Here is a 20909-nt window from a genome sequence, read left to right on the forward strand (position 1 = left end):
TAACACACCTCCTCCCACGCCCTTCATCACTACACCACACTACACCAACACAAAATGCACCAATAAGCAGTGAGGCAATAAAATGTTATTAATTAAATATACAATTACTTCTTAGCGTGCGACAACAAAAACTTATCTAACGCGGATACCATGCTTGGTGCTTGAGGTTGAGGCGCTTTAATGGCTAAGTCTAACCCTAAATCTTCTAATGATTTGGTTGTATTTTGGCCAAAAGACCCGAGATAAACACCGTTTTGTTTGAATTCTGGATAATTATCAAACCAACTTTTAACACCGCTAGGTGTAAAAAAGCAAATTATATCAAATTTATTTTTTTCGACAATTGGCTTAATATCATTACTCACAGAGCGATACATGAATGCAAGTTTATAATCGCATTTGTGATTTTTAAACCAGTTTACAATATCGTTGTCTTGTTGATTCTCACTGCATACATATAAAAAACGTTCATTCTCTTTATGTTTGTTAATAACATCAAACATACTTTTGTTAGTACCGTCTGCGCCATAAAATACTTTACGCTTACGATATAATATAAATTTTTGTAAGTATAACGCCACTGCTTCTGTTATGCAGAAGTACTTAGTATCTTGATTAATAGTCACCTTCATTTCTTCACACATTCTGAAGAAATGATCAATAGCATTGCGGCTTGTAAATACCACAGCTGTAAAAGAAGTAATGTCAATTTTTTGTTTCCTAAATTCTTTAGCTATAATACCTTCTAATTTTATAAAAGGTAGAAATACTAACTCTACATTATGCTTTTTTTCTAGATCAAAGTACGGCGACTTTTCACTTTCTGGCTTAGGTTGAGAAATAAGTATTTTTTTTATTACTTTAGTTTCAGTTTCTAATGCTACTGCTACTTTTTTAGCCATGCGATAATTAAAATTTTGGCAAAATTAAATGCTTGTTCCTATATAATTGAAAGCCGCTTTATAAATGATTAATAATGGCAAGATTTCAATGGTGCAAAGGTATAGGAAAAAATGTAAGGGGTTAATACTCAAATCTTTCCTTACAGAACTTAAGGATACTAAATACCTGTATAATAGCATTCCTGCAATTAAAAAAATTGAAATAGTATATGTAATTTCAGCTATTTGACCGTTATTGAATGATAATAATATTAAGAAAGGTAATAAAGCAACAGCCATGATTTTATTACTCAAAAACACGATGAATGTATAGGTTTGTGCAGCTTCTTTTGTGTTAAATACCCAACCACTGAATTGCAGGAATAAATATTTAGTGGTATAGATAATTGCTAAAATTGCTGATGCATAGGCAATTAACCACCAGAAATCTACAGATACCCAACCTCTTAACTTTACCACAAGGGCAATATAAATGCCACCAGATGCGATAAACAGCATATTCATTAATAGTGATGCTAATTTATTTTGCAATAGTTGTTCTCGTGTTTGTTTTGAACGTAAAGTGGTTTGAAAAAATAAGCTAAACATATTATTGAAATACTTAGGAAATACAATTTTCACAAAACCTACTAACAGTAATGCTGTGGCAAGCATGTAAAATAATTCTTCTTTTTTATTGGCTTGATGGTCTTTCTGCAACTTAAATTCTACCTCTTTACCGAAAGGCAAATATTGTGTTGCTAAAATAGTAGCGAAAGTAGATGTGTCTATTTTAGGTAAGGAAGCTTTGGCAGTAACTCTTGCCAATGAATCTTTATATATTGAATCAATTAAAACCTTTGCTTCACTATTTGAATCCGACAACCTTATCGAGTCTTTTATTTTCGTAGAGTCGATCGTGGGTTTCTTTTTTAAACTGTCTGTTATAATTGGTTTTTTAGGTGTTAATACTTTGATTTTAATGCTTTTACTAGTGTCTATTTTAGAGGGTGTACTTGCAATTGTATCTATTTGCCCGTAGGCAAACGATAGAAAACATGAAAAAATTATGGTGAAAATTTGCTTCAATTGCGATACTGTTGAGCCGCAAAAATAGTGGATTAGATGGTGGTGATTCAAAGCACTTTTTTAAAATGGTACAGTAATTTTAAAAAATACTTACAAAACCTATGTGAATTTTACTTTCTCTAAAATTAAAAGGTAAATCGTTGCGTTTACCTCCGGCAAAACTAATATTAATAATGCCCTGTTTGGTTTCAAACGCTAGTCCAAAACCTGCACCAATATAACTATTACTGCTATTGGTCAATTTATTAGTCACTGCGCCTAAATCTATAAATCCATTAAAATAAGAATTAATGCCTATTAAATAGCGATATTCTAAGGTGCCAACTGCATAGCGATTTGCAACAATACTTTCCTCGTCAAAACCTCTAAGTAGTTTATAGCCGCCTATCTGAAACAGCTCGTTTCTAAAATAATTGGGGCTTTCGTACCAGCCAGCATTAATAGCAGTTTTAACCACCGATTGCTTGCCTGTGGTAAAATAATGCGCCAAACTTGTTTTTACTTTTAGTTGGTAGGTATTTTTTTGAATGGTATCGTAAAGGCTACTATAATCAAAGCCGGTACCCTTTAGCTGCGTGATGGTGTTATTGGCTTTAATGCTTTTATTCCCCGCACTAATGCCTATCTTCAATTCGTTGCCGTTACGTGGATTAAAACGATAATTGGTATTATTCAATTCGTATTCAAGTGCCAAATTGGTGGTGCTTACATCAATAATATCTGGTAGCTTTTGTGTAATAATTACGGTAGCAGTATCAACCGTTAATAAATTGGTTTTAAATGTTTCAAGAGAAATTTTACCTGATTGCTTCGCTGAAAGTATATATTGTACACCCAATTTTGCAGTTAGGTTTAAATAGGCAGAATCTTTTTTATACAACTCAAACCCAAAATCGATGCCAAACGCTGAGTTAAAGATATAGGGCTTTTGAAAACCTAAGTTTAGGCGAGGAGATGCAGATTGTAATTGCTGCCAATTAAACAAAATGGTTTCGCCGGTAGCGAACGCATTTTTTAGGTTCAAGTTGGCTTCACCAGTAAGCAATACGTTGCCGCCAACCTGTTGATTGGCTGGTAGAAAACCCACTATTACATTAATTTGATTGCTGCGTTTAGGTTGTAAATATAAATTAAGGCTGTATGATGTTGCCAACATATTTAAATTCCAAGCACTACTTTGTTGCAAGTAGGGTAGTTCTAGCAAGCGCTGATTAATGGCATTCAGTTTCTCCTTATTAAATACTTCACCTGGTTGAAGATTGAGATAATGGTATAAAAAAGTACTATTTATTTTAGCGCTACCTAGTATATGTAAACTATCGAATTTGTACATAATTCCTTTGTTTACATATAGGTGAGCTTTCACTTTATTGTTTACTATTTGCACACTATCAAAACCAATTTTTGCAAATGGATAACCTGCGTTATCAAAATAATCAAGTAGTTTTTCCTGCAGTTGGGTAATATTTTGTGGATTAATAGGCTTGGCTGTAAATGCTTCTTTTTTGATACCCAATTGCTCGAGTAAAGGTTGTTGTTGCGGTAAAATAGTAAGCGATTGCCAAATGTATTTATCACCCAAAAAAAGTAGAACGGTAGTTGTGGCCGAATCTTGGTAAAAACTATCTACCGATGCGGCTAAATAGCCTTTTGATTGCAACAAGCTTGGTAATTGATTGACGTAGGTTTTACATTGTAATTTATTAGCAAATTTGGTAGTAAGTTGTAAATGCTGCCATGCACTGTCCTTACATTGTACATGCAAATAGTGGGTTTGTGCAGTTACTTTTACTAAGCATCCACACAATAAAACCACTAAAAACAAACTGTATAACTGTACTTTCGCCATTAAATCATTACAAGTTTACACCGTTTTTTACCACATAGCCACAGTAGCCACCTAGTTTTTGTATTCTATAGCTAAATGATAGCGAAACTTAGGGTTTCTATGTGCCTACTGTGTCTATGTGGTGTTATTAAATTTTTTTCAATGGCAGGTATTTATATTCATATTCCTTTTTGTCGTAAAGCTTGCCATTACTGTAACTTTCATTTTTCTACCACGCACAGTTTGCTGGCGCAAATGATAGATGCTATTGTAGCAGAAGTAGCGCTACAGCAATTGTATTTACAAGAAAAGATTGATACCATTTATTTTGGTGGTGGTACGCCTAGCTTGTGTACCGCTGAGCAAATAGAACGTATTTTACAAGCCATAAAAGTTACTTTTTCGGTAAGTGATGGCGCAGAAATTACGCTAGAATCTAACCCTGATGATATTACAGCCGAACGCCTAATAGCTTGGCAGCAAATGGGTATCAATCGGTTAAGCATTGGGGTACAATCTTTTGTGGAAGATGATTTACGCTGGATGAACCGAGCACATTCGGCCACACAGGCTACCGATTGTATTCAATTAGCGCAGCAATATGGCTTTACTAATCTCACCATCGATTTAATATATGGCACACCTACTTTAAGCGATGAACAGTGGCAACAAAATGTACAAACTGCTATCGATTTGGGCGTCACCCATTTATCTTGTTATGCGCTTACCGTAGAGCCTAAAACGGCTTTGGACAAGATGATTCAGCTAGAAAAGATAGCCAATGTAGATATAGAACAACAAGCAAAACATTTTGAACTGCTTATGCAATGGCTGCAAGCCGCTGGTTTTGAACATTACGAAATTTCGAATTTTGCAAGGCCTGACCACAGAAGTAGGCATAATAGCAGTTATTGGCAGGGTAAAACGTATCTTGGTCTTGGCCCATCGGCACATTCATTTAATGGCTATAGCCGTCAATGGAATATTGCCAATAATGCTTTGTATATGGCAAGTATTGCAAAGGAAGTAGTGCCTTTTGAGGTAGAACATTTAACCCCAACACAACAACTGAACGAATACATTATGACAAGCCTTAGAACGATGGAAGGTTTATCATTACAGCATGTGCAACTGCGTTGGGGTAATGCCGCCCATACAGCTATTCTGCAAGCAGCGCATCTATATTTACATGATAATTACATGGTACAAAGTGACCAATACCTTCGATTAACAAATGCAGGTAGATTAATCGCAGATGGAATTGCGGCGGATTTATTTCAATAATATTTTAGTAAATGGGGATTAATTCCCTGAATGGGCATTTAAAAGGTAGTAAAAGACTACATAACCCCTATGATAGGGTGGTAAAATGCTAATGATATAATCGTTTAATATCTATATTTTCATGTTAATTGGTAATAAATTAGCACTTAAACTACCATAATAGGTTGGATAAATACCTATGATATGCCTATTAAAAGGCTATGAAATAGACATTCAACTACCATAGTATAACAGTTTAACGGTTTTATTGTGGTGATTATTCTACCTTAATGGGATAGTTTAAGGTCAGGATTGGATGGTCTTAGTCCTATACGAAGAAGATATATGAATATATATGTATGATAAATGTGTATATTAGCCTTAAAATTAATTATATGGAAGCACCACATATAGGCAATATGTTAAGGCTATTTATTACTAAGCATCGGTTATCTCAAAGTGCCTGGGCCAGAAATGCAGGCGTAACACCTAAAACAGTAGCGAGTTATCTAAAGCATCCTACTATGCGGATAGATACGTTGTTTACTGTTAGCCAAACACTAGCGCACAATTTTATAAGAGAAGTGGCAGATATGCTGCCGCCAGATTTGGCGCCACAAAAACCTTTAGACCAAACTGAAACAGTAAAAGCGCTGCAAGCAGAAATAGAACACCTCAAAGTTCAAGTAGCAACTTTAGAAAAAGCCCTAAGCCTAATAGGTGGAAAATAAACTAGGACATTTCACCAAATAAAAAGCGACACCAAAGGATTGATGTCGCTTTTTTGTAGAAGTTGGTGGACGTAATTATTTCAAATCCTCAAGTTTTAAGCCTTGATTAATTTTTACGTCAGTAATATCAATATTAATTTTTAGTTGCCCTTGATCTAAAAGCATTTTAACTGGTATTTGTACACCATTAAAGGTTTTGTACTCGTTATAGTAAGTACTTACAGTTACTTTACCTTGAGGGCCAGCATCTTCTTGTTTTGATGATTTTAATCTTAAAAAAGTAGCGGTGCTGTAATAATTTGTAAGCTCACGACCTTTTGGCGTCTTAATAATTACAACATAAGCATCTTTACCATTTACTTGTTCTATACCTTTTAATGTAAATGAATAGCCTTTTTGGTTTAAATACACATTCTCGTACACTAAAGCTGCTTCTTCATCAAGTTCTTCCTTATCATCATCACCTACAGGCATGTTTTGTCCTTGCTGGGTTACAGTATACACACCGTTTTTAGCAGATTGTTTCATAATAGACATCGGCCCAGCAGACAAGTTTTGTACAAAAGAAGTAGGCACAATATACTTTTGAGAAAGATTTAAACTTTGCCCCATTATGCTTGCAGTGCCTACAGTTTCTACATCTTTAATAGTAGCAATGGCCTTGCCACCACTAGCGTCTAGACTTTTTTGCAACACACTCTCAGCTGTTACATCAGCGGCCACCGCTTTGGTAACTGGCGCAGCTACTTCGTTACCTTCAATATCGTAGTATTTTACAATGCCATATTTATCTAAACCTTTGGCTATTTCTTTAGCATTACCAACTATTACGATGGCCAAATTATTTGCTGGTATGTATTTATTGGCCATCATTTTTACTTTAGCAGCATCTACCGTAGCAAGGTTTTTTAAATAGTTTTGAAAATAATCTTTTGGTAAATTGTAACGTGCAATATTCAACGCAAAGCCAGCAATAGTAGCAGGATTTTCTAAGCTACGCGCAAATGCTCCATTGCGTTCATTTTTAATTAAGCTTACTTCATCTACACTAGCCACTTCGTTTCTAATGCGGTTAAATTCGTAAATAAACTGGCCAATGGCACTATCCGTTTTATCGTTGCGCACCGCAGCAGTAGCAGTAAAATTACCTACCAATTTATCTTCACTAATAGATGAATAAGCGCCATAAGTAAAGCCATATTTTTCTCTCAAATTTTTATACAATCTAGCAGAAGATCCCCCGCCTAAAATATTAGCCGTAATATCAGCAGCAATTGCATCTGGGCTGCCTGGCTGTAATTGTATAGGTGCCACCAAGCTAATATTGCTTTGCACGGCTGATGGTCTGTCTACAATAGCAATAAATGTTTTTGCAGGCGCAGCAGGCGCTTTATATACTGGTGCTGGTACCATACCTCTTGACCAACTGCCAAAATATTTTGTGGCGAGTTCTTTAGCTGCATCCACTGTGATATCGCCCACAAATACCAAGTACGCCACATTAGGTTTCCAGTAGGTAGTATAGTATTTTTTTACATCATCAACAGTTACGGCTTTAATAGTAGTTTCTGTTTCTATTTCGCCGTATGGATGATTTTTCCCATATACTAGTTTTGAAGTAACATTTCTAGCAATAGTAGCTGGGTCTTCTTTGCCTTGTGCCAATGCTGACAATGCTTGTGTACGAATTTTCTCAAGTTCATCCGCAGGAAAAGCAGGGCGTAACGCAATATCACTCATCAACTCTATTACTTTAGGAAAATTGCTACTCAACGAGCTGCCACTAACGCTAGTAGATGAAGTGCTAATATTGGCACCTAAATAATCGATGGCTTCATCTAGGTCAGCTTTTTTTAACTTACTAGTACCACGACGCAAGAGTTCACCTGCTATTGATGTTAAGCCTGCTTTATTTCCTTCAATAATCGATTCTCTATTGATGGTAAGCGTAGCAGAAACTCTAGGTAATTTGGTATTTTGTACCACAAATACTTTTAAGCCATTTGGTAAGGTAAAAATGGCAGGTTCGCTAATTTTTACAATGGGAGCAGGACCAGGTTTGGGTGCTTTGCTTCTGTCTACCTGAGCCATAACAGCCATTGGTAGCGCGAATAAGGTGTATAATAATATCTTCTTCATGTATTAATTTTTACTAGATGGTTTTAATCAAACTTTTAAACTGAATTACTACTTTTTACTGCCTTTTGGTACATAATACAACACCACACGGTTGTCTTTATTAAGATATTTTTTAGCAACGTTTAGTAGGTCTTCACGGGTTACTTTGTTAAACTTAGTGAGCTCTGTATTAATCAAATTAGCATCGCCAAAATACACCTCGTAGTTGGCTAAGGTTTCTGCGATGCCTTCCATGGTTGCATTGCGTGTTACAAATGCAGTGGTGGTTTGGTTCTTAACTTTTTGAAACTCTTTCTCGCCTACCAATGTTGTTTTTACAGCGTTAATAACAGAATCAATATTGGTTTCTAAAACTTCTGGTTTTACACCGGCATTGGCTATACCATAAGTAATAAATAAACCAGCATCTTCTAATGCATAGTTGAAGGCACCAGACGCCACCGCTAATTGTTTGTCATCAACAATGGTTTTGTTTAAACGAGAAGAACTGCCGCCAGATAAAATGGTACTTAGTACATTAAAAGCATAATATTCATCACTACCTTGTTTTGGGGCACGATAAGCTTGTATCACTGCTGGTAATTGAATATTATCTTCAATCACATCTCTTACTTCTTCACCTAGTGGCGGTTCTACAATATTTGGTCTTGGTATCTCTATCGTGCCTTTTGGAATAGTTGCAAAATAATCGTTGATTACTTTTTTAGTGGCTTCAATATCAATATCGCCTGCCACGCTTAAAACGCAGTTATTAGGCACATAGAAAGTAGCATAAAAATCTTTAAAGTCTTGCAGTTTGGCACGGCTTAAATGCTCCAAGCTGCCAATTGGCTGCCAACGGTAAGGATGCACTTTAAAGGCACGGCTAAATACGTTGCCAATGATAGTACCATAAGGTTGGTTATCTACACGTTGGCGTTTTTCTTCTTTTACTACTTCTTTTTGCGTATTCACGCCAATGTCTTCAATTTTCGCATGTAACATTCTTTCGCTCTCAAGCCATAGGCCAAGGGCAAATTGATTGCTTGGAAATAATTCAAAATAATAAGTTCTATCTTGCGTGGTGTTGGCATTGTTGTAACCACCAGCATTAGAAACATACTTGTCAAAATCGCCTCGCTTTACATACTCACTACCTTCAAACATTAAATGCTCAAAAAAGTGGGCAAAGCCAGTACGAGCCGTGTCTTCATTTTTGCTACCCACATGGTACAAAGCCGATACAGCTACTACTGGTGCTGATTTGTCTTGGTGTAAAATCACTTTTAAGCCATTGGGCAAAGTGTACTTTTCAAACTGAATTTGTTTGGTTTGTGCAAATGATACGCTGCCCATGCAGATACCAGCAGAAACCATCAATAGCCATTTTTTCATGTGTCTTTTTGATTTGTATTTAAGGATGGAATGATTGGTTTATTGGATAATTTTTGGCTTGCTATTAGACAGTAACATTGCTATTGCCGTTATAATAACAGTAAAGAATATACTTATAATAAAAATAGATTCTATCGCAACACCCAAGGCAATAAACATAGTTAATAAAAATATAAAACCAGTCACAAAGCCAAGTAGTAATGCGATCGTTTTTGTTGATGGAGATTTTTTCATTGGTATTAATTATGGCTCAAACATAGTAGCAATGCATTTTATAGGTTAAAATTTTATACCAACGCCTATTTGCTCTATGCTAAACCCATCTGTGCTAATAAAATTATTATTTCAGTTTGTAACGTTTTGTTATTGGTCAACCAGTATATCTCATCATCTTTTTTAAACCAAGTCATTTGTCTTTTAGCGTATTGTCTTGTATTTATTTTTATTTGGTTAATGGCAGTCGCTAAGTCACAAGAGCCTTGTAAATGGGCAAACAACTCTTTGTAGCCAACGGTTTGTAAAGCATTCAAATGTTGCACTTTTTCTAGGCTTTCTACCTCGTCTAATAAGCCTGCTTGCATCATTGCGTCTACCCGTAAATTGATGTTTTGTACAAGTTGCTCTCTTGGCATTTCTAGCCCTATTTTTATGATATTAAAAGGTCTTTCAACCGCCGTATTGCTTCGATAATTGGTAATGGATTTGCCTGTAGTTTCAAATACTTCCAATGCGCGCATTAAACGCTGTGGATTTTGTTTTTCGGCGGTTTCCCAAAAAATAGGATCTTTCGTTTGCAACTCCTGCTGTAACCATTCAAGACCATTTACCTGATATTGATTAATAATATATGTGCGAATTTCTGAAGGTATCGTTGGCATAATATCAATGCCTTCACAAAATGCTTTAATGTACAAGCCCGTGCCACCAACCATAATAGCAACATTGTTTTGGGTAAATATCTCATCGCAAGCATGTAATGCATATTGCTCGTACACACCTGCATTTACTTCATCGTTTACACTATGCGAATTGATAAAATAATGTTTGGCTTGCGCCAATTCTTCTTGCGAAGGTTTGGCTGTACCAATGCTCATTTCTTTAAAGCACTGCCTACTATCAGCCGAAATTATGGCGGTTTTAAAATGCTGTGCCAATAGCAATGATAGTGCTGTTTTGCCCACGGCTGTAGGCCCTGCAACAATGATGACAGTTTTGCTATGTGATAAATTGATGGTCATTAGTTGTGTAAAATGCTTCATTAAAACGCTCGCAGAAAACGCTGAAAGCGCAGAATATTCTGCGCGTTCTGTTGTTCCATCAAGCAAAATTATTATAACATAAATTTATAAAATACTTAGATTAGTTATTACAAATATGCTGCAATAAAAAATCCCTCTAGCAAAAAGCAAAGAGGGATTTTAATTAATTTATTTTACCATACTCATTTACACACTAAAAGATGTGCCGCAACCGCAAGTTTTACTTGCATTGGGGTTGCTAAAAGTAAAACCACGACTGTTAAGGCCGCCTTGCCAATCTACTTCCATACCAAATAAATATAATTGATGGCTAGGATTCATGACGTAGCTAATTCCGCCGCTTTCATACACTTCATCCTGTGCTGTAGCATCGTCAAAACCAAGCACATACGTCATGCCACTGCAGCCGCCGCCTTTTACACCTATACGTAATTTTTTTGATTGGTCAAAACCTTCCTCGTTCAATAAACGTTTTATCTCGTTGATAGCGCTTTCTGTAAGCTTTACCGGTGATGTTGTTATTGTTTCCATGCGCACTAATATTTATGCAAAGGTAAAAAATGCGGCTTTTAAACAATCGTTCTTATTATCGGTAAAAGGAAAATATATCTATGATTACATGATTGAAATGATGCTAATGATTACTGTAAATATCATACCATCAAGGAAACATAAAGCACAAATTGTAGTAGATATTAAATGATAGCAAGGCTGTTCTTTCCGTTATTTTTGTAAGATAAAATGGATATCAATGGATACTTTAACGATGATTGTGGGGGTTTGCTTTGCGGCAGTGGTATGTGGTATAGCTGCTAGATTAATGTATTTGCAACGCAAAGGCGCCGCAAAAGATGATAAAAATGAAGCGGCAGATAATAGCTCTAAAACCTTGCAACTACAGGCGTATGAAAGATTATTATTACTTACTAATCGTATGGCGTTGCCCAATGTTGTAAGCCGTGTAAATGTGCCTGAAGTTGGTGCTAGGGATATGCAATTATTGTTATTGCAAGCTATTAGAGAAGAATTTGATTACAATATCACGCAACAGATTTATGTGAGCCCAGCAGCTTGGGATGCCATTAAAAATCTGAAAGAGCAAAATATGCTTGCTGTAAATCAAATTGCTGCTAGCTTACCTGCCAATGCAACAGGATTAGATTTAAACAGACGTATATTAGAATATGTAATGACCGACCAACGTGGCAATTTACACGAATTGGTAGCAGAAGCTTTAAGTTTTGAAGCGAAGAAGCTGTTGTAAGCCCCCCGACCCCTTAGAAGGAGTATTTAAAAAAGCACTTTGAGTAAAACGCTTGCCATGAAAAAAATAGTGACTGATTCAGGTATTGACATTCAACCAATTTATACACCAGCAACTAGCAATCAGCAACCTGTAACAGAACTACCAGGGCAATTTCCATTTACCCGTGGTATTCAACCAGATATGTACCGTGGCAAGCTGTGGACGATGCGCCAGTACGCTGGTTTTTCCACGGCTGAAGAAAGTAATAAACGTTACCATTATTTGCTTAGCCAAGGTGTAAGTGGTTTAAGTGTGGCTTTCGATTTGCCCACACAAATTGGTTATGATAGCGACCATCCTTTGGCTGAAGGCGAAGTAGGAAAAGTAGGTGTGGCTATAGATAGTTTAGAAGATATGCAACGCTTATTTGCAGGTATCCAATTAGAAAATGTCAGTACATCGATGACCATTAATGCTACTGGCTTTATCTTACTAGCATTCTATGTTGCTTTGGCCAAGCAGCAAGGAGCTGATTTAGCCAAAATTACAGGCACAATTCAGAATGATATTTTAAAAGAATACGCTGCAAGGGGTACCTATATTTATCCGCCAAAGCCATCCATGCGCATTATTACGGATATTTTTGATTGGTGTGCAAAAGCTTTGCCTAAATGGAATACCATTTCCATTTCTGGTTATCATATTCGTGAGGCAGGAAGCACAGCCGTTCAAGAAATAGCTTTTACCTTAAGTAATGGTAAAGCCTACGTACGAGCTGCACAGGCAAAGGGTTTAGATATTAATGTGTTTGGTAAAAGGCTCTCTTTTTTCTTCAATGCACATAATAATTTATTTGAAGAAGTGGCAAAATTCAGAGCCGCGAGGCGCATTTGGGCCAACATGATGCGTGAACTTGGTGCAACAGATGAAAAAGCTATGATGTTGCGTTTTCACACACAAACGGGTGGTAGTACCTTAACCGCGCAGCAACCGCAAAATAATATTGCAAGAGTGACTGTACAAACATTGGCTGCGGTACTTGGCGGTACACAAAGTTTGCACACGAACGGATTTGATGAAGCATTGAGTTTACCTACAGAAGAGGCGGCAAGAATTGCGTTGCGAACCCAGCAAATTGTGGCTTTTGAAAGTGGTGTAGCCGATACGGTAGACCCGCTTGCAGGTAGTTATTTTGTAGAAAACTTAACGGCAGAAGTTGAACAGAAAGCATTAGTATTAATTTCTAAAATCGATGCTATGGGCGGTAGTGTGGCTGCTATCGAGCAAGGCTTTATGCAAGACGATATTGCTCGAAGTGCTTACGATTATCAACGCAAAATAGAAAGTAATGAGAAAATAATTGTTGGGGTAAATGCTTTTCAATCGGCAGCAACAACAGTTACGCCTGTATTTAAAATAGATGATAGCATTGGCAAGCAACAAGTAGAAAAATTGCAAAGCTTAAAGGCCAAACGTGATAATGCACAAGTAATTATTTGTTTAGAAAAAATAAAACAAGCGGCTATTGGTACAGATAATTTAATGCCACTGGTAATTGAAGCAGTAGAAAATCTCTGCACGCTTGGCGAAATAAGTAATGTATTGAGGGATGTTTTTGGTGAGCATAAATAATAATCTAGCCACAAAGCCACTACGACACAAAGGTTCATTAAAGAAAAAGCGATGATTTCAACTAAGAAACCATCGCTTTTTTTATGATCTTTCTATCAGTAAAATCATCTTAAATCACATATTATTAATCGTATCTGCCCATATCTTTCAAGAAACGCACATGTGCACCAATAGCTTTGCGCATGGTAGGATATTCAATATACTGTAATTGGTATTCCATACATACTGCACGAACAATATTGCTGATGGCAGGGTAGTGTACATGGGAGATTTTAGGAAATAAATGGTGCTCAATTTGAAAGTTCAAGCCGCCTACTAACCAACTGATTAGTCTGTTTTTAGTTGCAAAATTGGCTGTCGTTTTTATTTGATGAATGGCAAATTCATCGCCCATTGTATTACTATCCACATTGGCTGTAGGAAAAGCAGTATGTTCTACTGTGTGGGCCAACTGAAATACGATGCTTAAGGCAAAGCCTGCCACCATTGTCATTACTAAAAAGCCTATAAGCCATGATAACCAACCAACGGCGATAATTGGTAATATGATAAAAGCAACTGCATGGTATAATTTTACCCCCCAAAAAGTTATATGGTCTTTAACAGCCATTTTTTTTAGAGGCACGTTACCAATTTTTTGGGTAAAATATTTTTTATAATCTGTAAAAAATATCCAAAATACATATAATAGCATATATAAAAACCAAAAGTAAAAGTGCTGGAACTTATGCATCCTTAAGCGCTTTTGTGTTGGCGCCATGCGCATCAGCACGCCAATTTCGATATCATCATCAACACCATCAATATTGGTAAAGCTGTGGTGAATCATATTGTGTTTCATATTCCACATAAAATGGTCAGCACCAAGCATGTTAATACTTGTAGCTGCAATTTTATTCACTAATTTCTTTGTACTAAAGCTACCGTGGCTACCGTCATGCATCACATTAAAACCAATACCAGCTACCAGACCGCCCATTACCACACATTCAGCAATAGCTATATACCATATTGGGGTAAAAAACAAAAGATGCAAATACACGACAATTAGCGCTGCAATCATAACAATTGCTTTGGTAAATAAATTAGCTGTACCTGCTGATGTGATGCCCTTTTCATCAAAATAGGCTTGTACACGTTTTCTGAGTTCGGTGTGTAGTGGCGCTTTTACCACAGGGAATTTAGGGATACATGTTTGAGCCATTAGAAACTAATTAAAATAATAAAGATGCAAGATATAGGGTAAAGGGATGCAGCGTGTACAATTTATTAAACCTATCTAATTATTAACAATCGCTTGGTGTGATTATACTAGTAAGTTGTAGGTGATTATAATATATTTGATATTTAGTTACTTTTTTTAGTATTGATAATAAATTAATTATCTTTTAAATGGCGATTTTAAAGTTGCTACATATCGGTAATTTACTCTTTGAAAATAGGTATAGAAAAACATTTTCCCCAAGAGTAGAATAAGTAAAAATACACACCAACATAATTTTTAAGTTAGTTTGAACGTTGGAAGAATTGTAAAAGATGCTAATTTTTTTAAAACCAATTTCAACAATAAATTTCCGTCTGCTATGCAACAAACTAAAGAACTTAATGCATTATTTACTTTAATAGACGATCCAGATGTTGAAGTGTATTCGCATGTATCTGAACGTATTGTTGACTTTGGAAAAGCCATTATTCCAAACCTAGAAAACCTGTGGGAAAATACGCTAAGTGAAGAAGTGCAAGATCGCATCGCTAATTTGATCCATCGCCTGCATTTTACCGATTTAAAACATGATTTGATAGAATGGCGAGATAGTGGTCAGCACGATTTATTATTTGGCGCCTTATTAATAGCCAAATACCAATATCCCGATTTGCAAACCACTCCCGTATTGCAGGAAATAGAGAAAATTAGACGTAATGTTTGGTTAGAACTTAATAGCTATTTGACCCCATTAGAGCAAGCTAATGTGTTAAGTAGTATTATGTATAATTATTATAGTTTAAAAGGTGGTGAGGTATCGTATAATAAACCAGATGAGTTTTTTGTAAATAAAGTGCTTGCTACCAAACAAGGCAATGCGATTACCAATGGTATTATTTACCAAGTGATGTGTGAATTGCTAGACATAAATGCTAGAGTAATTAATATTCCTAAGCAGTTTATTGTGGCTTTTTTTCAAGATGATTACGATGAATCTACCTACATTGGACATCCTCAAAACAAAATATTGTTTTTTGTAGATGCTACAACAGGACAAGCGCATTCTCACAACGATATAGAAAATTATTTTAAACGCATTGGCGCAACACCGATAAAAGCACACTATAAGCCTATTTCACACAAACGTTCATTACAAATTTTATTGGAGGAATTGAGTAAGTGCTATCATCTGCCAAGTAATGAAACAATGCGTAACGAACTTCAAGAATTGGTAGAATTATTGGATGCGTAGTTGCAACAATGTTACCTAAAAAGTCATAAGAAATTATCCAAACTCGGATATTGAATTACATGCAATGCATCTAAATGGCATCGCATAAACAATGATTTTTCTTAACTCATTTTCATTCAACGAAAATAAAAAAGCCACAATAAAATTGTGGCTTTGAGTAGAGCGTACGGGAATCGAACCCGTGATTCCTCCGTGAAAGGGAGGTGTCTTAACCCCTTGACCAACGCTCCGTTTGTTTTTGGGAGTGCAAATATAGAAGCCATAAAATTACTAGCCAAAAAAAATTAAAACTCTTTTGCTTTTATTTTTAGGCTGTAAAATCAGATAGTTATGCCAATAAGAATGGTAGATGATCCCAACGATCAACAAGACAATAGTGATGACAACAGTGGTATTGGCGGTAGCGCAAACAGTGGTGGCGGTGGCAATATTTTGTTTCAGTTTTTACCAATGATAGTAGGCTTACTTATTCGAAAGCCAATACTATTGATGGTACTTTTAGCTATAGGTGGGGTCTTTTATTTTAAAGGCGGCTGCCATGGCATGGGAAGCACTACTAGTAACACTAATCAAGCAACATTATCGACCGGTGGTGTACTAGATCCTAAACAATTTGACAAGGCAGAAGTGTATGAAGGTTTGGATGAAAGTAAAACCGATTTACCAGAATATGTGTCGCTGTTAAAATTTGCACCAGACAGATTAAACCAAGGTCAGCAAGGTAGCTGTGTGGCATGGAGCAGTGCGTATGGCGCAAGAACCGTTCTTGAAGCGATTAGTACTGGCGAAAACCCTAATAAGTTGGCATTTAGTCCTTCGTTTTTGTACAATCAAATTAAATTAGATGGTTGCCAAGGGAGCTATATTATTCGTGCGATGGAAACAATGACCAAAGTAGGTGCAGTGCCATTTAACGATTTTCCTTATGATGATAGAGACTGTGATAGGCAGCCAAATGGGCAACTGATACAAGAGGCATCTGACTTTAAAATGCTTGGTTTTACAAGGCTTACAACTACAGAAAGTACCAATGGTGTTAATATCCATGCAGTAAAAGAGCATTTGGCAGAAGATGTGCCTGTAGTAATAGGGATGATGGTGGGTGGTAGTTTTATGCAAGATATGGCTGGTAAAGATATTTGGCATCCTACTGATGATGATTATCGGATGATGGGTTTTGGTGGTCACGCTTTGTGCGTGATTGGCTACGACGATAGAAAAGAAGGTGGTGCATTTGAAATCATGAATAGTTGGGGTAAGGAATGGGGTAATAATGGTGTTGCTTATGTAAAGTACAATGACTTTAAACATTTTGTACGTGAGGCTTATGGCATTAATCCTGCACCCAAAAAGGGCGCTGCTGATGTACAAAATTTGGCTTGTAATATTGGCTTGGTAGAAGCGAAAACTAAACGTTATTTACCACTACAATTAACGGAAGCTAATATTTTTAAAACCACCCAACCAATTGCAAAAGGAACAACTTTTAAAATAGAAGTGAAAAATAATAGCGCTTGCTATGTATATGTGTTGGGTAAAGAAACCGATGGTAGCAGTTATGTGTTGTTTCCTTATCCTTCAAAAACAGATGCTACTGAAACCAAATTTTCGCCTTATTGTGGTATTACAGGCTATCGTTTATTTCCTAGTGGTATGAGTCTGCAGGCAGATAATGTAGGCAATCAAGACTTTATAGCGGTGGTTTTTAGTAAAGACCCCTTGAATGTGTTTGAACTAAATGCTGCGGTAAATGCTAATAAAACCAATGGTTTTGACAATGCTGTCAATGCTGCCGTAAAAAGATTATCTGTAAAAGGTGTTCAATTTACTAGTGCTAGTAATGGTACCATTGGTTTTGAAACGCTAACTGGCGACAAAAATATGGTGGCTTGTATCGTGGCTATTGATAAGCAATAATTTTTACCCATAAAACATGCTAATATTTACGCATATTAGGTAAGAGTGCCTAATACAACTATATGGAGATTCGCCTACTTGCTTGTATTCTTATTGTGCTTTGCGTAAGTTATTTAATACACACCCATGCCTTTGCAATCGCAATTAGTATCGGTACTAATGCCTAGCAGTTTGGCAAAATACTTGTAAAAGCCAATACGTTCGTTTCGGTTTTCAATAAACGCTTTGTCAGTGGTATTACATTCAAGGCCACCGTTAATTATTAAAATCGTCATCCCAAAACCAGGCACTCTTTTTTGTATACTGTCTTCTGCGTTGGCTTGCCATTTACCACACATAACATCGTGACAACTAGGTTTTGGTTTTTGGGCTTTCATCCAAAACCAAAGTGCGGTTTTAAAAGCTATTATACCATTGCTTGCAACTAATTCGGGCTGTTGTAGTAATGGTAATTGTAGTTCATCGCCTGCCAAACCATAATTGTAGGCATAAGATATTTGTATTGGCCCACGGCCAAAATAATTTTTACCAGCAGCAGGTGTGTATTTGCTCAAGCCACCAGTATTGTATACAGGACAGGGTTTATTTACACAGGCTTGTTCTTCTTTAAATACCAAGCCCCACGCATATGGGCCGCCCTTTGCACCTTGCCAGCCGTTGGTAGTTTCGTGCGCAATATTGGCAAAAAAAGCAGCAAGTTCTTGCTTGTTTTGCAATGTGTTGCCCTCATTGGCAAATGAAGGAAAACCATTTGCGGCAGCGATAAAATTTTCATAACTATAAATGGTATCGTGATGCGGAAAGAGTTGTTGGTATTGTTTTTTAGAAATTAAATGTCGTAAAGTGCTGCTAGTATTTTGGCAAAAATTTTGTGTAAAAATCAGCAATGCGATAACCAATGATGTTGCTTTCATATGTTACAAAATAAAATATTATCAAATATAATCTAATGCAGCAATAGCTATTTCTGTATTAAGAAAGTTTTATGATTTCGGTTTGTAAGCAAAGTGAGTTGTTCTCGTATATACATCAAACAAATAAAGTTGCTGTTTGTAAATAGATAGTAACTAGTAATTACCAACAAATACAAATTATGAAACATTTAATTCGCTCGATCACTTTTATCGCTTTGGGTTTGGTAATATTAGGTCAAAGTAGTTGTGCCAAAGCACAAGGCGTGTACAAGGTAAATTTAACAGCGCCTAAAGGCAAAGCTATTGCAGCATTTGCTGAAGGTTGCTTTTGGTGTTCGCCACATATTTTTGATGCAGTGCCTGGTATTGATAGTGCAGTAGCAGGTTATGCTGGTGGACATACAGTCAACCCAAGTTACAGAGAGGTATGTACCGAAACTACCGGTCATGCCGAAACCATTTTAGTGTATTACGATCCTAAAATAATTAGTTATGATGCACTGTTAGATGTGTTTTTTACTTCACATGACCCTACTACCAAAGACCAGCAAGGGCCTGATAGAGGTTCATCTTATCGCTCAGTTATATTTTACCAAACACCTGCAGAAAAAGCAATGGCAATAAACGCGATTGCGCAATACAATAAATCAGGGATGTTTAAAAAACCAATAGTTACTGAAGTAACACCGTTAACGGCTTTTTATAGAGCAGAAGAATACCACCAAAAATTTGTTCAAAAAAATCCAGATAATGGTTACATCCAAGCTGTGTCATTACCAAGATTTGAAAGATTCAAAAATACTTACAAGGGTAAGTTAAAAAATTAGTTTGTGTTGTTAGTTTAGGTTGTTGTAGGCAGCCAATCCTTTGAGGGTTGGCTGTTTTATTTTATTAAAGTACTACTTGTATTTTAAATACTACATTAGTGGTGTAATAAACAATAACGGCTAAAATGGCAACACCCACCGCCCATGTAAAACGTATAGAGTCAATAGATATACTGAGGGGTTTAGTGATGATCATCATGGCGCTCGATCATCTGAGAGATTATCTGCATATTGATGCGAATTTGCACGATCCTTTAGATTTACTAGCAACGACACCTATTTTATTTTTCACAAGGTGGATCACGCATTTCTGTGCCCCAGTTTTTGTGTTTTTGTCAGGTGCGTCTATTTATTTACAAAGTCTTCGTAAAACTAAAAAGGAACTCAGTATTTTTCTACTAAAAAGAGGCCTTTGGCTTGTGTTTGCAGAAATATTTATTGTGTCGTTTGGTGTTACTTTTATTCCTTTTTACAATTTTCTTTTTCTACAAGTTATATGGGCTATTGGTATCAGTATGATAGTATTGGGTTTGGTAGTGCATTTACGTTTTGAAGTAATCTTAGGTATTGGGTTAGCCATCGTTTTAGGACATAATTTATTAGATTTTCCAGAAGCAGCAGTAGGTTTTAAACCCAATTTATTATGGGAATTTTTGCACAAAGGGGGGATAGAAAAAATATTTGGAATTACTGTTTTCATGTTCTACCCATTTGTGCCTTGGCTTGGTTTAATGATGCTTGGCTATTGCACAGGTATCTTTTTTACGTCAAAATTTTCTGTAGAACAACGAAAAAAGATATTATTGCAACTAGGATTTGGTTTAATAGCAACCTTTGTAATTGTGAGATTTATAAATGTTTACGGTGACCCTTTGCCTTGGGCAAAACAACAACAACCATTTTACACTTTCTTGTCTTTTATTAAAGTACAAAAATATCCTCCATCACTTTTGTACATGTGTATTACTATAGGGCCAGCTTTATTGTTTTTGGCAAGCATTGAAAAGGTACAAAACGGCGTTACCGATGTTTTGCGTACTTATGGTAGAACTGCTTTCTTCTATTATTTACTCCATTTTTATTTAGCACATATTATTTGTGGTGTTGCGTTTTTCCTAAGAGGCCATACATGGCATCAAGCTTTTGAGGCAGCAAAAGCATTCCCTTTTTTGTTTCAGATAGGCGGAGAAGGATATAGCCTTACGGTAGTTTACATTGTGTGGATTTGCTTAGTAGCTAGTTTATATCCATTGTGCAAATGGTATGATGGCTATAAAACTAGTCACAAAGAAAAACGGTGGTTGAGTTATTTGTAAATAAAATTGGTGAATTACTGCAACTTGTAACTTGCAA

Annotated in this window: 19 protein-coding genes and 1 tRNA gene; 9 read left to right on the plus strand and 11 right to left on the minus strand. The window is 36.3% G+C overall.

The annotated features are described in order from the left end of the window. Nucleotides 1-104 precede the first annotated feature (104 nt). The 3 genes from ACFOW1_RS10375 to ACFOW1_RS10385 form a co-directional block, all read right to left on the minus strand. A complete protein-coding gene (locus ACFOW1_RS10375) occupies nt 105-902 on the minus strand; it encodes a uroporphyrinogen-III synthase (protein ID WP_379014095.1) in 798 nt (265 codons plus the stop codon). A 24-nt stretch (nt 903-926) separates the two neighbouring features. Then, a complete protein-coding gene (locus ACFOW1_RS10380; RefSeq protein ID WP_379014096.1) occupies nt 927-1709 on the minus strand; it encodes a DUF4271 domain-containing protein in 783 nt (260 codons plus the stop codon). A 340-nt stretch (nt 1710-2049) separates the two neighbouring features. Next, entirely contained in the window at nt 2050-3819 is a 1770-nt protein-coding gene (locus ACFOW1_RS10385) for a BamA/TamA family outer membrane protein (protein WP_379014098.1), read from the minus strand. Nucleotides 3820-3960: 141 nt separating this feature from the next. Between ACFOW1_RS10385 and hemW the strand changes: the two genes are divergently transcribed. Together hemW and ACFOW1_RS10395 are read left to right on the plus strand one after the other, a co-directional pair. After that, on the plus strand, nt 3961-5082 hold the full coding sequence (gene hemW / locus ACFOW1_RS10390; protein WP_379014100.1) for a radical SAM family heme chaperone HemW: 1122 nt from the start codon (nt 3961-3963) through the stop codon (nt 5080-5082). Nucleotides 5083-5456: 374 nt separating this feature from the next. After that, a complete protein-coding gene (locus tag ACFOW1_RS10395; RefSeq protein ID WP_379014101.1) occupies nt 5457-5792 on the plus strand; it encodes a hypothetical protein in 336 nt (111 codons plus the stop codon). A gap of 75 nt (nt 5793-5867) precedes the next feature. Here the strand turns inward: ACFOW1_RS10395 and ACFOW1_RS10400 are convergent, their stop codons facing one another. The 5 genes from ACFOW1_RS10400 to ACFOW1_RS10420 all read right to left on the minus strand — a co-directional run bounded on the left by ACFOW1_RS10400 (nt 5868) and on the right by ACFOW1_RS10420 (nt 11095). Further along, nucleotides 5868-7931, minus strand: coding sequence for a M16 family metallopeptidase (locus ACFOW1_RS10400; protein WP_379014102.1), 2064 nt, complete (start codon nt 7929-7931; stop codon nt 5868-5870). Between the two features lie 48 nt (nt 7932-7979). Further along, nucleotides 7980-9305 carry a M16 family metallopeptidase gene (locus ACFOW1_RS10405; protein ID WP_379014103.1) on the minus strand — a complete coding sequence of 442 codons (1326 nt, stop codon included), beginning with the start codon at nt 9303-9305 and terminating at the stop codon, nt 7980-7982. Nucleotides 9306-9344: 39 nt separating this feature from the next. Beyond that, nucleotides 9345-9539: a hypothetical protein gene (locus tag ACFOW1_RS10410; RefSeq protein WP_379014105.1), complete on the minus strand. Its 195-nt coding sequence runs from the start codon at nt 9537-9539 to the stop codon at nt 9345-9347. 74 nt (nt 9540-9613) lie between these two features. Continuing rightward, entirely contained in the window at nt 9614-10630 is a 1017-nt protein-coding gene (gene miaA / locus ACFOW1_RS10415) for a tRNA (adenosine(37)-N6)-dimethylallyltransferase MiaA (protein ID WP_379014106.1), read from the minus strand. 120 nt (nt 10631-10750) lie between these two features. Then, nucleotides 10751-11095: a HesB/IscA family protein gene (locus tag ACFOW1_RS10420; protein WP_379014107.1), complete on the minus strand. Its 345-nt coding sequence runs from the start codon at nt 11093-11095 to the stop codon at nt 10751-10753. On the opposite strand from ACFOW1_RS10420, the gene ACFOW1_RS10425 reads away from it, so the two are divergent. The 3 genes from ACFOW1_RS10425 to ACFOW1_RS10435 are packed head-to-tail and all read left to right on the plus strand — an operon-like array spanning nt 11094 to nt 13442. Then, nucleotides 11094-11267, plus strand: a complete 174-nt coding sequence (locus ACFOW1_RS10425) for a hypothetical protein (RefSeq protein WP_379014108.1) — start codon at nt 11094-11096, stop codon at nt 11265-11267. The genes ACFOW1_RS10420 and ACFOW1_RS10425 overlap by 2 nt on opposite strands. A gap of 48 nt (nt 11268-11315) precedes the next feature. Beyond that, a complete protein-coding gene (locus ACFOW1_RS10430) occupies nt 11316-11828 on the plus strand; it encodes a DUF7935 family protein (RefSeq protein ID WP_379014110.1) in 513 nt (170 codons plus the stop codon). A gap of 57 nt (nt 11829-11885) precedes the next feature. Further along, the gene (locus ACFOW1_RS10435; RefSeq protein ID WP_379014111.1) at nt 11886-13442 is read left to right on the plus strand and encodes an acyl-CoA mutase large subunit family protein; all 1557 of its coding nucleotides are present in this window, start codon (nt 11886-11888) and stop codon (nt 13440-13442) included. Nucleotides 13443-13566: 124 nt separating this feature from the next. On the opposite strand, the gene ACFOW1_RS10440 is transcribed toward ACFOW1_RS10435, so the two are convergent. Beyond that, entirely contained in the window at nt 13567-14646 is a 1080-nt protein-coding gene (locus tag ACFOW1_RS10440; protein ID WP_379014113.1) for a fatty acid desaturase family protein, read from the minus strand. Nucleotides 14647-15025: 379 nt separating this feature from the next. On the opposite strand from ACFOW1_RS10440, the gene ACFOW1_RS10445 reads away from it, so the two are divergent. Next, entirely contained in the window at nt 15026-15898 is an 873-nt protein-coding gene (locus tag ACFOW1_RS10445) for a transglutaminase family protein (RefSeq protein ID WP_379014115.1), read from the plus strand. A gap of 158 nt (nt 15899-16056) precedes the next feature. On the opposite strand, the gene ACFOW1_RS10450 is transcribed toward ACFOW1_RS10445, so the two are convergent. After that, nucleotides 16057-16128 (minus strand) — tRNA-Glu (locus tag ACFOW1_RS10450). 100 nt (nt 16129-16228) lie between these two features. Between ACFOW1_RS10450 and ACFOW1_RS10455 the strand changes: the two genes are divergently transcribed. After that, nucleotides 16229-17815 carry a C1 family peptidase gene (locus ACFOW1_RS10455; protein WP_379014117.1) on the plus strand — a complete coding sequence of 529 codons (1587 nt, stop codon included), beginning with the start codon at nt 16229-16231 and terminating at the stop codon, nt 17813-17815. Between the two features lie 113 nt (nt 17816-17928). On the opposite strand, the gene ACFOW1_RS10460 is transcribed toward ACFOW1_RS10455, so the two are convergent. Continuing rightward, on the minus strand, nt 17929-18729 hold the full coding sequence (locus ACFOW1_RS10460) for a chitinase (RefSeq protein ID WP_379014118.1): 801 nt from the start codon (nt 18727-18729) through the stop codon (nt 17929-17931). A gap of 179 nt (nt 18730-18908) precedes the next feature. Between ACFOW1_RS10460 and msrA the strand changes: the two genes are divergently transcribed. Both msrA and ACFOW1_RS10470 read left to right on the plus strand, forming a co-directional pair. Then, nucleotides 18909-19556 (plus strand): peptide-methionine (S)-S-oxide reductase MsrA, encoded by a 648-nt coding sequence (gene msrA, locus ACFOW1_RS10465; RefSeq protein ID WP_379014119.1) that lies wholly within the window; start codon nt 18909-18911, stop codon nt 19554-19556. Between the two features lie 125 nt (nt 19557-19681). Further along, nucleotides 19682-20872, plus strand: a complete 1191-nt coding sequence (locus ACFOW1_RS10470) for a DUF1624 domain-containing protein (RefSeq protein WP_379014121.1) — start codon at nt 19682-19684, stop codon at nt 20870-20872. The last annotated feature ends 37 nt before the right edge of the window (nt 20873-20909 follow it).

It is taken from the genome of Parasediminibacterium paludis (genome assembly GCF_042651445.1).
GTDB classification, from domain to species: Bacteria; Bacteroidota; Bacteroidia; order Chitinophagales; family Chitinophagaceae; genus Parasediminibacterium; species Parasediminibacterium paludis.